Annotated in this window: 13 protein-coding genes; 3 read left to right on the top strand and 10 right to left on the bottom strand. The window is 47.7% G+C overall.

All coding sequences use genetic code 11. The features are described from left to right. Positions 1-24 precede the first annotated feature (24 nt). Complete coding sequence (locus BN6539_RS12660) at positions 25-1,809, top strand: sigma-54 interaction domain-containing protein (protein WP_067539111.1); 1,785 nt, start codon at positions 25-27, stop codon at positions 1,807-1,809. A gap of 130 nt (positions 1,810-1,939) precedes the next feature. On the opposite strand, the gene BN6539_RS12655 is transcribed toward BN6539_RS12660, so the two are convergent. Both BN6539_RS12655 and BN6539_RS12650 read right to left on the bottom strand, forming a co-directional pair. Beyond that, positions 1,940-2,479 (bottom strand): biotin transporter BioY, encoded by a 540-nt coding sequence (locus tag BN6539_RS12655; RefSeq protein ID WP_242869412.1) that lies wholly within the window; start codon positions 2,477-2,479, stop codon positions 1,940-1,942. A gap of 547 nt (positions 2,480-3,026) precedes the next feature. Next, on the bottom strand, positions 3,027-4,427 hold the full coding sequence (locus BN6539_RS12650) for a Sapep family Mn(2+)-dependent dipeptidase (protein ID WP_067539105.1): 1,401 nt from the start codon (positions 4,425-4,427) through the stop codon (positions 3,027-3,029). Between the two features lie 167 nt (positions 4,428-4,594). Between BN6539_RS12650 and BN6539_RS12645 the strand changes: the two genes are divergently transcribed. Then, a complete protein-coding gene (locus BN6539_RS12645; RefSeq protein WP_067539102.1) occupies positions 4,595-5,626 on the top strand; it encodes a M29 family metallopeptidase in 1,032 nt (343 codons plus the stop codon). Positions 5,627-5,724: 98 nt separating this feature from the next. Here BN6539_RS12645 and BN6539_RS12640 read toward each other — a convergent pair whose 3' ends face one another. The 8 genes from BN6539_RS12640 to BN6539_RS12605 all read right to left on the bottom strand — a co-directional run bounded on the left by BN6539_RS12640 (position 5,725) and on the right by BN6539_RS12605 (position 11,902). Further along, complete coding sequence (locus BN6539_RS12640) at positions 5,725-6,525, bottom strand: MBL fold metallo-hydrolase (protein ID WP_067539099.1); 801 nt, start codon at positions 6,523-6,525, stop codon at positions 5,725-5,727. Positions 6,526-6,613: 88 nt separating this feature from the next. Next, positions 6,614-7,177 (bottom strand): sugar O-acetyltransferase, encoded by a 564-nt coding sequence (locus BN6539_RS12635; protein WP_067539096.1) that lies wholly within the window; start codon positions 7,175-7,177, stop codon positions 6,614-6,616. 36 nt (positions 7,178-7,213) lie between these two features. Next, positions 7,214-8,353: an aldo/keto reductase gene (locus BN6539_RS12630; protein WP_067539092.1), complete on the bottom strand. Its 1,140-nt coding sequence runs from the start codon at positions 8,351-8,353 to the stop codon at positions 7,214-7,216. After that, the gene (locus BN6539_RS12625) at positions 8,343-8,825 is read right to left on the bottom strand and encodes a flavodoxin (RefSeq protein ID WP_067539090.1); all 483 of its coding nucleotides are present in this window, start codon (positions 8,823-8,825) and stop codon (positions 8,343-8,345) included. Before BN6539_RS12625 ends, BN6539_RS12630 begins: the two co-directional genes overlap by 11 nt. A 9-nt stretch (positions 8,826-8,834) precedes the next feature. Further along, positions 8,835-9,983, bottom strand: a complete 1,149-nt coding sequence (locus BN6539_RS12620) for an aldo/keto reductase (protein ID WP_067539087.1) — start codon at positions 9,981-9,983, stop codon at positions 8,835-8,837. Then, positions 9,940-10,626 (bottom strand): DUF4405 domain-containing protein, encoded by a 687-nt coding sequence (locus BN6539_RS12615; RefSeq protein ID WP_067539084.1) that lies wholly within the window; start codon positions 10,624-10,626, stop codon positions 9,940-9,942. Before BN6539_RS12615 ends, BN6539_RS12620 begins: the two co-directional genes overlap by 44 nt. 33 nt (positions 10,627-10,659) lie before the next feature. Continuing rightward, the gene (locus BN6539_RS12610; RefSeq protein ID WP_067539081.1) at positions 10,660-11,337 is read right to left on the bottom strand and encodes a flavodoxin; all 678 of its coding nucleotides are present in this window, start codon (positions 11,335-11,337) and stop codon (positions 10,660-10,662) included. A gap of 79 nt (positions 11,338-11,416) precedes the next feature. Then, the gene (locus BN6539_RS12605) at positions 11,417-11,902 is read right to left on the bottom strand and encodes a cyclophilin-like fold protein (RefSeq protein ID WP_067539077.1); all 486 of its coding nucleotides are present in this window, start codon (positions 11,900-11,902) and stop codon (positions 11,417-11,419) included. Between the two features lie 249 nt (positions 11,903-12,151). Between BN6539_RS12605 and BN6539_RS12600 the strand changes: the two genes are divergently transcribed. Then, the gene (locus BN6539_RS12600; RefSeq protein ID WP_067539075.1) at positions 12,152-13,027 is read left to right on the top strand and encodes a LysR family transcriptional regulator; all 876 of its coding nucleotides are present in this window, start codon (positions 12,152-12,154) and stop codon (positions 13,025-13,027) included. The last annotated feature ends 230 nt before the right edge of the window (positions 13,028-13,257 follow it).

Below are 13,257 nucleotides of genomic sequence, written 5' to 3'. Positions count from 1 at the left end.
CTGCATTCAAGAAAGGGGTATAGAATGGGTTATTTATACGAAATTCAGACAGAGGTACAGCATTTTGCTGAGGTCATTTCCGAGGCCCTTAGCGTGGAAACAGAAATCATAGATGAGAACATGGCCGTGGTAGGCAGTACCAGTTACAATGCTTTAGACTACGAAGCCAGACAGTCCTATCCTACGGAGTGGAGCAATTCCAACGCCCAGATTTCCAAGCATTTGTTTGAGACCAAAAGACCCTTGGTTCTGGCAGACCCAGGCATAAATCCCCTTTGCCGTGACTGCACCGAAAGGAATCAATGTTATTATAAGGCCGGCCTCTACTATCCGATTCTGCTAAAAGGCACTTGTTACGGCGTCATCAGCCTGGTAGCTTTTAACGAGCAGCAGCGGGAAAACATCATGAAAAACAGCTTTTCTTTTATGAAGTTCACCAGAAAAATGGCAGAAATTCTCGCGTCTAAAGTACAGGAACTGATTGTGAGGGAAGAACTGAGCAGCACCAATGAATACCTGAAGACCATCATTTCCTCTGTTCACGAAGGAATCATCGCCTGTAATCCCGAAGGAATCATCACTTGCTTTAACGTGACAGCTGAAGAAAAGCTGGGGATTGAAAGCGGCGCCGCCCTGGGACGGCAGATTTCAGAAATCGTGCCGGAATCACTTTTGTCAGCTGCTTTGAAGAGTCAAAGGTCGATCTATGAGAACAGCGTGGAATACCATAATGCAGAAGGCACGGCGGTACACCTGGTCTCTAACATTACGCTGGTTAAGAAAGAAGGCCGGCTTTTGGGTGCGGTAGAATCCTTTAATACCGATGAAAGCTTGTTCCGCATCGCCCACAGACTGCTGAACACAGACACCTCCGCCTCCTTTCAAAAAATCATCGGAGACAGTCTCGTGATGAGAGAAGCCAAGGGACGAGCCAGCGCTATTGCGAAGAGCCCATCTACCGTATTGATTACCGGGGAAAGCGGTACAGGAAAGGAGTTGTTTGCTCGCGCCATCCATAACTCCAGCCTGCGCAGTGAAAACCCCTTTATTCCTGTCAACTGCAGTGCGATTCCAGACCCTTTGTTAGAAAGCGAACTGTTCGGTTATGACGGTGGCGCTTTTACTGGCGCCAAAGCCTCCGGCAAACCGGGTATTTTTGAAATGGCAGAGAAGGGCACCATCTTCCTGGATGAAATCGGAGACATGCCCTTAAACCTGCAGGTCAAGCTGCTGCGGGTTTTACAAGAAAAGGCAGTTCAGCATGTAGGCGGCACCAAAAACATCGACATAGACGTGCGGGTTATTGCCGCTACAAATCAAAATCTAATAGCCAAAATAGAAAAAGGAGAATTCCGCAAAGACCTTTTTTACCGTCTTAACGTCATTCCCCTTGTGATTCCATCTCTGCGAGAACGCAGTCAGGACATTCCGGCTCTAGCCGCCTTTCTGTGTGATAAGTATGCGCCCATCTTAAACCGAAGGATTACAGGTATTTCAGAAGAGGCGCTCAGAATCCTCTGTGAATATCAGTGGCCGGGCAACGTCAGAGAGCTGGAAAACGCCATCGAATATGCCATCAACTACACCTTTGACGGCGAGGTTATCACAGCCGGCAGTTTGCCGGCCTGGCTTTCACAGCAAACCAATCCGTCATCTCCCCTGTCCATCGAGAAGATGTCTGAAAGAGAAAAAATCAAAAGCCTCTTGATCACCTCCGGCACTTCCTTGGAGGCCAAAAAGCAGATTGCAGAAATTCTGGGCGTCAGCTTGGCTACTCTGTATCGAAAAATCAAAAAGTATGACCTTTAAGGTGTTATGGTGTCTAATTACCTTCAGTTGACAAAGGGATACATGGTCTGACAGTCATCCCTTTGCGCTGGTGGCGATGTCAGCTTCAGGTCATTGTACTACCAGTAAAGGTATTTTATTTTCTTAAATGTCATTGCGACTGTCTTTCAATGATCCTGCGCAGCCGGCCGCTGAGCATCAGCGCCAGAGCCATTTTCAGCAGATCTGGAATGATAAAGGGAACCACGCACCAGCCCAGCACCGCGCTGAGCCCAATCGGGCCGACAGTCCTCGCATAGACGACCATGAACCAAGCCGTACCAAAGGCAAAGTAAACCGTCATAGCCAGAATCATAGACAAGACCAGGACCCATGTCTTTCTACCGATCAGCTTCTCCATGCCCCACATGGCAAGGCCGGAAAAAAGGAAGCCGATGATGTAACCTCCTGTAGTTCCAAAGAGAATTCCAAGACCCCCTGTGAAGCCAGAGAAAACGGGAATCCCTACCGCTCCAAGGAGAATAAAGATCAGGATTGCAAAGGTCCCCCGTTTGCCACCCAGCACGCCTACGGTCAGAAACAGGCCAAAGGTCTGCAAGGTAAAAGGCACTGCCGTAGGTATAGCAATCCAGGAGCAGACTGCCATCAAAACTGCAAAGATTGCAATGCATACCATATCATAAGTTTTCATTTTGTTGCTTGTCATCGTTGTCATATATCTTCCTCGCTTTTCTATTGTTAATGGAAGTATACAACAGGCGCTCTCATTCGTCAACCTATTTTTTATATAAAGGTGACAACTCCTGATTCTAAAATGATAATGTCTTAAGTAAGCGAAAAGGAAAATGTCCCGAGACGACGTCCCGTTACAATGACCAGTGCATGGATGCATGAAAATAAAATAGCTCGCCTTCATTTTTCAAAAAAGCAGGGCATAATGGCACAAAATGCTACCTAGGCCTGGATTTCCGCCTACATTTTTGATTTTTTTAAGTATATCTGCGCGACTCCCTTTGCAAATTCCCTTGAATCAGCCAGATTCGTCACCTTTGCGCAAGAAGGACCACGGAATTCGAAAATGAAGGCGGATTGGTTTACAATAATCAAAAAATGTGCCGATAACAAGCAGAAAAATGAAAATGCAGGCGGAAGATGGTTTCATGCCTTTGCCGTAGAAAATGTCCCAGGGGTGTCTTCACAAATCCCATCGACTAATTGTAAAGCTCCTGGCGATTACTTTATTTTTTCATCCCCAGCAATGCTTCCAGTCCTTCTGCAAAGATCCAGGTCATCTTTTCCAGACTATCGATGGAAAGGAATTCATTGGCTTCATGAGCCAGTTCCTCCTCATAAGGGAACAGCGGTCCAAAAGCCACTGCGTTCGGAATCGCTCTGGCGTAAGTCGCTCCGCCGATGGTAAAGGCTTCATTCTCCTCATCCCCCGTCACCCTGCGATACACCTCCATCAGCTTCCCGACAAAGTCGGAATCCGGTTCCGTATAGACGGGCGGAAGATAGTCCTTTTCTGCATAACCAAACCCCGCCTCATTGCAAGTCTTTTCGACAGCCTGTTTGATGGTCTCTTTCGGCAGGGAAGCAGGATAACGCAAATTTGCTTCTAAAACGGCAGTATTTTCCTCATACCGAAGAACACCGATATTAAATGTGGTTTTTCCTGAAAGCTGGTCCTCAAATCCGCAGCCAAATTTTTCTGCGTTGTAATCCATGCCGATGTATCTATTATATTTATCAACCAAATCGCCCAACGACAATGTACACTCTAGGCTTGCGAGGCTCTTCATCAGCACGCTGATGGCATTCAGTCCCTTTTCTGGCGACATGGCGTGGGTACTTTTCCCCTGTGCTGTCACTTCGATTACGCTGCCGTTCCGCGTTGTCGTAACACCTTCAAAAGTGTTTAACGCCGCTGCGATTTCTTCCGCTCGATTCGGCGGACAAATCAGGTCGCAGCCTGCCTTTCCCGCCACTACATTTCTTCCGCTGCCGCCATAAAGACCGTCCACCTTTACTTCCGCCGACTTATCGTCCAATAACGATATTTTTAGATCAAAATCGACAAGACCCTTTTCACAGTAAATGAGCGGAAAATAACCGTCGGGAACGATGGAATAATCCGGCAGTTTTTCCGCCTGGGACTTGTAATAGTTGATGCCGCCCCATCCCTCTTCCTCATTGGTGCCTACAATCATCCGCAGGCAAGTCCCGGCAGGAATCTTTCCTTCGTCCATCAAATATTTCATAGCGTAAAGACTGCTGATCAGAGGTCCTTTGTCATCACCTGTTCCTCTGCCGTAAATAGCGCCGTCTTTCACCACCGCGTCAAAAGGGTCTGTCTCCCAGCCCTCGCCAGCTGGTACCACGTCTTCGTGAGCCAGAACCCCGATCATAAACGGCCCGTCTCCAGCAGTAATCTCACCTGCATAACCGTCAAAATCTTTGGTCTCCATTCCCATGACTTCCGCTCTGTCCAAAATCCATTTTAAACCCCGATCCACTTCTTTGCCAAATGGTTGTCCGCTGTCAGCATCTTCAGAAAAAACGGTTGGGATATTTACCAAATCGATGATGTCAGATACCATCGCCGCTCTATTTTCTTCTATAAATTCATGAATTGTCATATGAAATCCTCCTCTTCCACTTTCTTGTCATTATAAGGTTCCTGCGGCTTCCTTTCCTTGTATTAATTATAAATTCGAACTTCTGTATTTAAAATTATTACAATGCATTGATTCCTCGCTTTCGCTATAATGAAGCTACAAAATTCGAAATTACGCGAGGTGGAAAAATGTTAAAATTTGAATTACAGAAGGCGGCTGATAAGCTGATCAACGAGATCTTTGCAGTAAAGAAAGGTGAAACGGTGGTTATCACGGCTGACACCATGTCAGACGAAGGTCTGGTAGACGCTGTTGCTGCCAGTGTCTACAGTGTAGGCGGATTCCCGATGGTGATTACCATCGCTACTCCAGGCGGAGTGGGAAAAGCGGCTGATCCCGATATCCCGGTAGACGCGCTGACCGGCGCCCTCCTCGGCGCCGACGTCTGGGTTGAGTTCAACCATCAGTGGATGCTTTATTCGACACCATTTGAAATCGCAATGGAAAAAAATCCAAAGCTGCGGTACATGTGTCTTGTGGACTTCTCACAGGAACTTTTAATCAGAACCGTGGGAAATGTAGAAACACCGCAGCTGCAGATTTTTATGGCAGCCTTTGCCCAGAGACATATCGATGCCAAAGAAATGAGAGTTACTACTCCTGCCGGAACAGACGTCAGCTTTGAACTGGACCCTAATCATCTAGTCTGCAACGACTGCGGAAATGCTACGGTACCTGGCATGCACATGCTGACAGGCCAGCTGAACATCGTTCCCCGCTTTGGCACCATCAACGGAAAGATTGTTTTCGACGGAACAATCACGCCGCCATTCGGCAAAGTACCGTCACAGCCAGTGGTATTGACCGTAGAGAACAGCAAAATTGTCAAGTTTGAAGGCGGCCCGGAAGCGGCAGAGTATGAAAAATACTTAAAATCCTTTGATGATGAAGGCATGTTTAAGATGGCGCATATCGCCTACGGTTTCAATCCGGGCGCTAAACTGACCGGAAACGTAGTAGAAGACGAAAGAGTCTGGGGATGCACAGAATGGGGCATCGGTTATGTCAGCCCGATCGACGCGCCGCCTGTCGGCCAGGATGCAAAGTCCCACACCGACGGTATCTGTTTAAACTCAACAGTATGGCTGGACGGCAAGCTGATTATGGAAGAAGGCGTAGTCGTTGATGCGGAGCTGGCCGCACTTTCACCAGTGAAATAAGGTTTGCATTTGTTTCTGTAAGACAAAACGGCGCAAAGTTTTTTTAACCTCCCTTGCGCCGTTTTTCTTCCTTTGAAGGAAGCGTTTATCAGTCATAACTACAGCTGTATCACTTGCAAATCGTCCGGCACATATAACGCGCCGCCGAAATAGGCCGCCCCCTCTTTGCTGTACAGCTCCTTTCGTTTCAAAATGTTCTGGTCTTCCGTATGGTAAAGAATCAAGTTCTTCACCTGCAATTTCTCTGCCAGCTGACAGGCATCTTTGACTGTAGAATGGTGTTTTTCGTATGGATGAAAGATTTCCGACTGGCTGGAAAGGCAGAAGGCTTCGTGGAGCAGCCAAGTGCTATTTTCCGCATATTGACGGTTATAAGGGTTATACGGTTCGTCTCCACAACAGGTTAATTTTTCAACATCATCGTAATACATGGTGAAACCGTACTGCTTTGCTTTGGTCGAGCGAATATCAAAGAATACAGTCTTACACCCCAGAATGTTGTGTGTTTCCCCGTCAGATACGGGAATCAGATGGACCCTTTGACCGATAAACCTAGTCTGCTTTTCTGGCAGCAGCATGTGGGCCATCTGATCAATCAGCCCAATCAGTTCGTCATGGGCGTAGAGGTTCACTTCTCCTGGATACTTATTTCCGTTCATATTCTGGCAAATAAAGCGCAGCAGCCAGATGATCCCCATCAGATGATCGATATGTTTATGGGTGATGAAAATATCTTTGATGTCCTTCCAATCTATGTCCGCCCTCGCCAGCTGTCGCAGAATCGTATTGCCTCCGCCGCCGTCTACCAAAAAGTGACGCTGTCCTTCGCTTAGAACGAAACAGGTGTTATAGCATTCTGTGACCATGGCATTTCCGGTTCCGAGCATGGTAAGTTTCATATATAGCCGCCTTTCCATTTTGTTTTGACTCCATTTTACCACAGTTCCTCTGCCATTTAAAGCGGGGCAAAGCTCTTCTGGATTTCTATTATATCTCCTTTATGACCTTGGCTGGTACGCCTGCAGCAATGGTTCTTGCTGGAATATTTCTATTTACAACTGCGCCAGCGGCTATAATCGCGCCATCTCCAATGGTCACGCCTGGAAGTATGGTGACATTAGATCCAAGCCAGACATCATTACCGATGAATACCGGCGAAGGGTGCAGATCCTGTCTTTTATCCGGATCAAAATCGTGATTCAGTGTAACAATCGTTCCATGGTGACCAATTAAAACTCTGTCTCCAATGGTGATTCCCCCTTGATCCTGAAACGTACAGCCTGCGTTGAGGAAAACATTCTCTCCCAGATGAATGTTTTTACCACAGTCGGTATAAAAGGGAGGGATCAACCTTAATGTCTCATTGACTGGCTGACCGCAAAGCTGAGCAAATAACTGCCGCAGCTCATTCGGTCCATGATATCCGCTGTTTATCTGCGCTGTGATTTTCAATGCCTCCTGTGACAAATAGCTGCAATACGCCAGCTCCTCAGAGGGCGATGTAATTCTATTCCCACTATTTACATAATCCAAAAAATGATTTAATTCCATTTATGCTCTCCTAAAATCAGACTTGCGCCTGAGGTTTTACAGCCCTGCCGGCTGGTTCAGTTTCTCTACGAAATCACCCATTGCGTCTGCGATGGCCAGCTGCTGCGGACATACCGCCTCACAGCTTTTGCAGCCGATACATGCATTTGGCCGCCTTTCTTCTGGCAGCGCGTCTACGGCCATATGGGTAATCAAGCCGTTGGCAAAGCGGGTCTCATTGTACAGTGACAGTAAAACCGGAATATCCAGCTGCTGCGGACAGTGCGCCGTACAGTAGCGGCAGGCGGTGCATGGCAGAATATCCAGCATGCTGTCAGCCACTTCCGTCAAAGCCGTCATCTCCTGCTCTGTAAGGGGTTTTTTCGCTTCAAAGGTCTTGATGTTCTCCTTCATCTGTTCCAAATTGGACATGCCGGAAAGCACCATTTTGACGCTGGTCACGGACTGGAGGAAACGGAAGGCCCAGGCCGGTACGCTTTCCTCTGGACGCAGAGCGGCAAGCTTTGCTGTATTCTCATCAGAGAGCTTTGCAAGAGCGCCGCCGCGGAGAGGCTCCATGACCCACACCGGGATGCGGTACTGTTCCAGCAGTTCCACCTTTGCCTTTGCATCCTGCAGCTTCCAATCCAGATAGTTGAGCTGGATTTGGCAGAACTCCATCTCCTTGCCGTAGACCTTCAGGAACTTCTCCATGGTATCGTAGCGACCGTGAGCAGAAAAACCCAGGTGACGGATTCCTCTCGCCTTCTTTTGTGCGAGAAGATAATCCATGATGCCGTATTTTTCGTCCATATAAGGATCGACGTTTTTCTCATAGATATTATGGAGCAGGTAAAAGTCAAAATAATCCACACCGCACTTTGCCAGCTGCTCTTCAAAGATTGCCTCTACCTTATCCATATTGGAAAGATCATAGCCTGGGAACTTGTCGGCCAGATAATAGCTTTCTCTTGGATACTGACTTAGGACGTTGCCCATGACCACTTCTGACTGGCCGTCGTGATAACCGTAAGCCGTGTCAAAGTAGTTGATACCGTGTTCTATGGCATAGGCGACCATCTCAGCAGTCTGCTTCTCGTCTATCGGTCCATTCGGCTCCCCCGCTGTCGTCGGCAGACGCATGGCTCCAAAACCTAACGCCGATAGCTCTATCTCCTGAAATTCTTTATAAATCATTTTCTACCTCCTTAAGCCAGCCTTCTACTGCCTCCTCTGCACGGCTTCCGCCGTTTCCGCAAAGATCAAGGCCAGCGAGAATCTTCGCTCCGCCAGCCAGTTTCTCCATATCTCGCTGGATGTGCGCCATTCCGCCTCCTCCATGAGTGCAGAACGGCACGACAGTTTTTCCTGCAAAGTCATGGCCTTCCAGGAAAGTCGCCACTGGCGGCGCAATCGTACTCCACCAGTTAGGCGTTCCAACATAAATCACGTCATAGGGCGTAACGTCGATATCTGTCGCCAGATCAGGACGATAACCCGCCCCAATTTCTTTCTTTGCCTGTTTGACCACCGCATCATAATCTGCGGGATAAGCCTCTGCCGGCAAAATTTCAAAGAGCGTCCCTTTCGTCTTTTCGCAGATTATTTCTGCGATTTTCCGCGTGTTTGCGGAGTGGGTGTAATACACCACCAAGCTATTTCGTTTCATAAGTACCTCCTATTTTCCAAAGACTGTCACTGCCTCTTTCATATTATCAATAATTTTGACACCGAAGGGACACCGCTTCTCACAGGCTCCGCAGCCTGCGCATTCTGACGCACTGTGTTCCAGAGTGCTGTAGTGCTCCCTTACCGTTTCTGGGACCATGCCCTGTGCCTTTGTCAAATTTAGAAATTTGGTCACAGAAGCCACATCGATGCCCACTGTGCACGGCGCACAATGACCGCAATACATACAATGTCCTTCCCAGCTGATGTTCGGCATCAGTGCAAAGGCTGCTGCATAATCCTTTTCCTTTTCCGCCGCAGTCTCATAGGCTGCGCTGATCTCCAGTTCTTTCAAAGTGTGTGCGCCTGAAAGGACGGTAGCCACAGCTGGCCTGGTCAATGCGTAGTGAATGCACTGATTTACTGTCAGGGCAACGCCTGCAGGGGACATGGAAGCATCCAGCAGATCTCCGCCGCCAAAGGCTTTCATCACCGTAATGCCGACGCCCTTTTGCTCACACAGCTCATACAGACTTTCTCTGTCCTGGTCGATATTGATATGCTGTGACTGATAATTTTTGTCATCCCACAAGTCGTTGCAGTCTTCGCTAGCTGGCTGCAGGTCATAGCACGGGTTGATGCTGAACATGAGCACCTCGATCAATCCACTTTCTACAGCGGCCTTTGATACCAAAGGATTATGACTGCTCATACCGATATGTCTGATCTTTCCCGCTGCTTTAAGTTCTTTGGCGTATTCCATTACCGAACCTTGAGAGACTTCCTGCCAGTCCTCCATGGAATCCACATAGTGAATCATGCCCACGTCTATGTAGTCAGTTTCAAGGCGCGCCAGCAGATCTTCGAAACTGGCTTTTACCTCTTCAATCTTTCTCGTCCGCTGATACTGATCGGTTTTCCATGTGGTGCACAGGTGTGCCTGCAGAATGAACTTATCCCTGCGGCCCGCCAGCGCTTTCCCCAGGCGGTTTCGCAGGTTGGGATCTGGCGTATAGAAATCCAGATAGTTGATCTGAAGGTCTTCCGCCTTATCTAAAAGCAGCGGCGTCAAAGTGCCGTCGTGGTCGACAAAACCTTCGCAGCCCAAACTGATCTCACTGACTTGTAAGTCCGTTTTCCCTAAATTTCTGTATTTCATCTTTTCTCCTTTTCTTCAAAAAACGATTGCCGATATAACCGATACTGGCAAAGAGCACCATGACAGCGATGTAATCAAAGATCAAGAACACCTGCGGCCTGTTAAAATCAAAGAACACATACTCGATGCGCAGAAACATTTTCTGCCACAGCTGCTGCGAATCAGCGGCAAAGATGCCGAGTGCCGAAACGATGGCAAGCCCCATGCCGACGGAAACGCGGCTGATTTTATCTTGGATGCGGCTAGCTGACATGCCGAAGTGATATCCCAGATGTACCGCCATCAGTGCATATCCCCAAGCAGTAGAAAACATATGGAGTTTCCTCGCAAACATCGACGCGGGCAGATCCAGGAAGGCAAAGACCTCCGTTGACAGCAGGATTCCGCTTACCATCATGCCGGACATGGCCAGGAGCAGCAAAAGATTGATAACGGTGTAAAAAATCCGCACCGACTTGTACTTTCCCTTGAACAAATTTTTGTACCACCTGAGGTTCAGCCCGTTATGCACTGCGAAAAGCGCAAAGAGTGCGACACCCAGCCACTCATGGACACGGTTTCCCGTAATGTGAAATGCCATCAAGGCCAGAAATAAAGCAACCATGGACAGGTCAATACATACTTTGATTCTTTTCTTATTCATCTATCTGATCTCCTTTCCGCTGGATGCCCAAAATCATAAGCGGTTCAGCCATTCCCTCACTTCATCGCCAGCGGAAGGCACATCGTCCTGATAGATATGCAGGCCCTCTGTCACATTGGCCTGCGGCTGCGCCTCTTTGATAGCCGCGAGCGTATCCGAAAAGCCGCTGCCGCCGCTGGTGCAGAAAGGGACGATGGTTTTGCCGGATAAATCGTATTCCTCCAGAAAGCTGTACACCGCCATCGGCATATCAAACCACCAGTTTGGAAATCCCAGATAGATGGTGTCATAGCTTTCCATGTCTTCCACGTGAGAAGCTAATGTTGGCCGGACGCCTTGGCTGCCTTCACTCTGTGCAGAATCGACAAATCCATCATAGTCGTCAGTCTGATATTTGTCTTCCATCTCGATAAAGAACAAATCGCCGCCTGTCTCTTCCTCGATCATATCGGCAATGATCTTGGTGTTTCCCTCGTGCTGACCGTCTACGACCTGGACACTGGCTGAGGCTACGGCATCTACGTTATCCTCCTCCTGAAAATTGCCGACCCTGGAGAAGTAGGCGATGAGAACCTTCCCATCTTTCTTTGGGCTTTGTTTCTGTGTCTGCTCCTGTTGGTTATCGTTTCCCGAAGGCTCCGCCTGCTGGACGCAGCCTGCAAATCCAATAGCCATCGCAGCAATCAATATGCTGAATAGTATTTTTTTCATGATTATCTTCCTTTCATGCATAGACCTTATCACTTGAAGTGGACTCCAAGTCAAGGGTTATTTGCAAATTTTTAAAAGTTTATTTTACGCGGCTTACCTGTATCTCACCAGATAACGTCTCAATCTGATCGGCCCCCGACACCGCTTCTCCAAGTGCATACAGGCCGCTTGCGCCCCCGCATTTCCCATAAAAAAGCACCACATTACCCCAAGGGGCATAATATGCCAGGACTCCGGCGGGACCTTCAGCAAGGGGTGCATCACTGGTATCCAGTTCGTTTGGCGAGTAGAAAATTTTTTCATTATTGCTGTAATTTTCTACCTGAATTGAAAGGGGCAGCTGTTCATACAGTGCCTTTGCGGCAGTACTGTCATTGAGCTGAAATACGATGTTCTCTCCTGCTGTTCCCTCTACTCGAATCTGTAGCGCATCAGTGACGGTTTCTTCTGATTGCCAAGTCTGATTTGCACTGGTATCATCAGAATCCTGTTTGGAATTGCCGCTGCAGGAGAAAAGCAAAAGCAGCAACGTGCCACACAGGAGAAGGGATATTATTTTTTTCATGAGTTTTGTCCTCCTCTTATATCCTCATGTTAGTAGTTTCATTTTAGCATCAGACTTTCCACTTAGCAAATACTCATATTAAATACCCTTCCATGCTTTACAGGCATATTTAACTATGCTATACTCACAGAAAACGCATGAAAAAAATGACTGCGATGGACCCGTGGCAATAGATTCGTTAATCGAAAATTGACGAAACGCTATTCAGACGTTCACTTCACAAACAAATTTTGAAAGGAGATTCATCAGATGGAGTTTCGAGTACTACAATATTTTTTAGCAGTAGCAAGGGAGCAGAGTATTTCCGGCGCAGCGGAAGTCCTGCATCTCTCTCAGCCCACCCTTTCCAGGCAGCTCAAAGATTTAGAAGAAGAGCTTGGAAAGCAGCTCTTTATCAGAGGGAACCGCAAGATTACTTTGACAGAAGAAGGCATGCTTCTCCGCAAGCGGGCAGAAGAAATTACAGAACTGATGCGAAAAACAGAAAGCGAAATCGCGCAGTCAGAGGACACCATCGCCGGCGACATTACCATCGGTGCAGCGGAAGCAAGGCCGGTGCGCTTTCTAGTGCAGATTGCCCGGACGCTGCAAAGCCAATATCCTCTCATTCGGCTTCACGTCATCAGCGGTGACCGTACTGCAGTGATGGAACATCTTAGTAAGGGGCTTATAGACTTCGCGCTCCTTCACGGCGACGTCGATTCTGCTCAATTTGAATCTCGTCCCGTACCTTTTCAGCACATCTGGGGTATTCTCATGCGCAAGGATTCGCCTCTGGCAGAGAAAGAAGCTGTTACAGAAGAAGACTTATACGGTCAGCCCATGATTCTTTCCAGACAGATTTATCAGAGCCCGGACTTCCAGGAATCATTAAAAAACGGCGGCAGGTCTATTAACGTAGTCGCCACTTATAATCTCTTATATAATGGTTCACTAATGGTAGAAGAAGGCATGGGTTACGCCCTGTGCTTTGACCAGCTGATCAATACCACCGGCAACAGCCAGTTGTGCTTCAGACCCTTGGTGCCAGAATCTCAAGTAGGTATGTCATTGATCTGGAAAAAATACCAGGTTTTTTCCAAAGCGGCACAGGCTTTTTTGCAGAAAGTAAAAGAAACGACATAAAGACTGGTATTGCCACTTTCCCTTAACAAAAGCGCCACAAAAACGTTAAATGTTCTTCGCATATTTATCACAAAAGATTGCTATACTAAGAGTGTCAAAAGGATACAGGGTTACGAGATAATTTCTTTTGAACGTTCTTTCTTAATTAAATAAAATATCGCAGCTAAAAGGCCTCATCTGACGATGAGGCCTTTTGGTGTATTGCGGCGGCTGCCCCCTTTGTGTTATGA

Origin of the sequence: Emergencia timonensis (assembly GCF_900086585.1) — a bacterium.
Lineage (GTDB): Bacteria > Bacillota > Clostridia > Peptostreptococcales > Anaerovoracaceae > Senimuribacter > Senimuribacter timonensis.
The sequence above is the reverse complement of the archived record's forward strand: the minus strand, read 5'-3'. Positions and strand labels throughout refer to the sequence as shown.

Bases quoted from the DNA above. Each gene is read 5' to 3' on its own strand.
- BN6539_RS12605 (WP_067539077.1), bottom strand. From the start codon at position 11,902: ATGAAAAAAATAATATCCCTTCTCCTGTGTGGCACGTTGCTGCTTTTG.
- BN6539_RS12655 (WP_242869412.1), bottom strand. From the start codon at position 2,479: ATGAAAACTTATGATATGGTATGCATTGCAATCTTTGCAGTTTTGATG.
- BN6539_RS12625 (WP_067539090.1), bottom strand. From the start codon at position 8,825: ATGAAACGAAATAGCTTGGTGGTGTATTACACCCACTCCGCAAACACG.
- BN6539_RS12600 (WP_067539075.1), top strand. From the start codon at position 12,152: ATGGAGTTTCGAGTACTACAATATTTTTTAGCAGTAGCAAGGGAGCAG.
- BN6539_RS12620 (WP_067539087.1), bottom strand. From the start codon at position 9,983: ATGAAATACAGAAATTTAGGGAAAACGGACTTACAAGTCAGTGAGATC.
- BN6539_RS12645 (WP_067539102.1), top strand. From the start codon at position 4,595: ATGTTAAAATTTGAATTACAGAAGGCGGCTGATAAGCTGATCAACGAG.
- BN6539_RS12630 (WP_067539092.1), bottom strand. From the start codon at position 8,353: ATGATTTATAAAGAATTTCAGGAGATAGAGCTATCGGCGTTAGGTTTT.
- BN6539_RS12650 (WP_067539105.1), bottom strand. From the start codon at position 4,427: ATGACAATTCATGAATTTATAGAAGAAAATAGAGCGGCGATGGTATCT.
- BN6539_RS12615 (WP_067539084.1), bottom strand. From the start codon at position 10,626: ATGAATAAGAAAAGAATCAAAGTATGTATTGACCTGTCCATGGTTGCT.
- BN6539_RS12610 (WP_067539081.1), bottom strand. From the start codon at position 11,337: ATGAAAAAAATACTATTCAGCATATTGATTGCTGCGATGGCTATTGGA.
- BN6539_RS12660 (WP_067539111.1), top strand. From the start codon at position 25: ATGGGTTATTTATACGAAATTCAGACAGAGGTACAGCATTTTGCTGAG.
- BN6539_RS12640 (WP_067539099.1), bottom strand. From the start codon at position 6,525: ATGAAACTTACCATGCTCGGAACCGGAAATGCCATGGTCACAGAATGC.
- BN6539_RS12635 (WP_067539096.1), bottom strand. From the start codon at position 7,177: ATGGAATTAAATCATTTTTTGGATTATGTAAATAGTGGGAATAGAATT.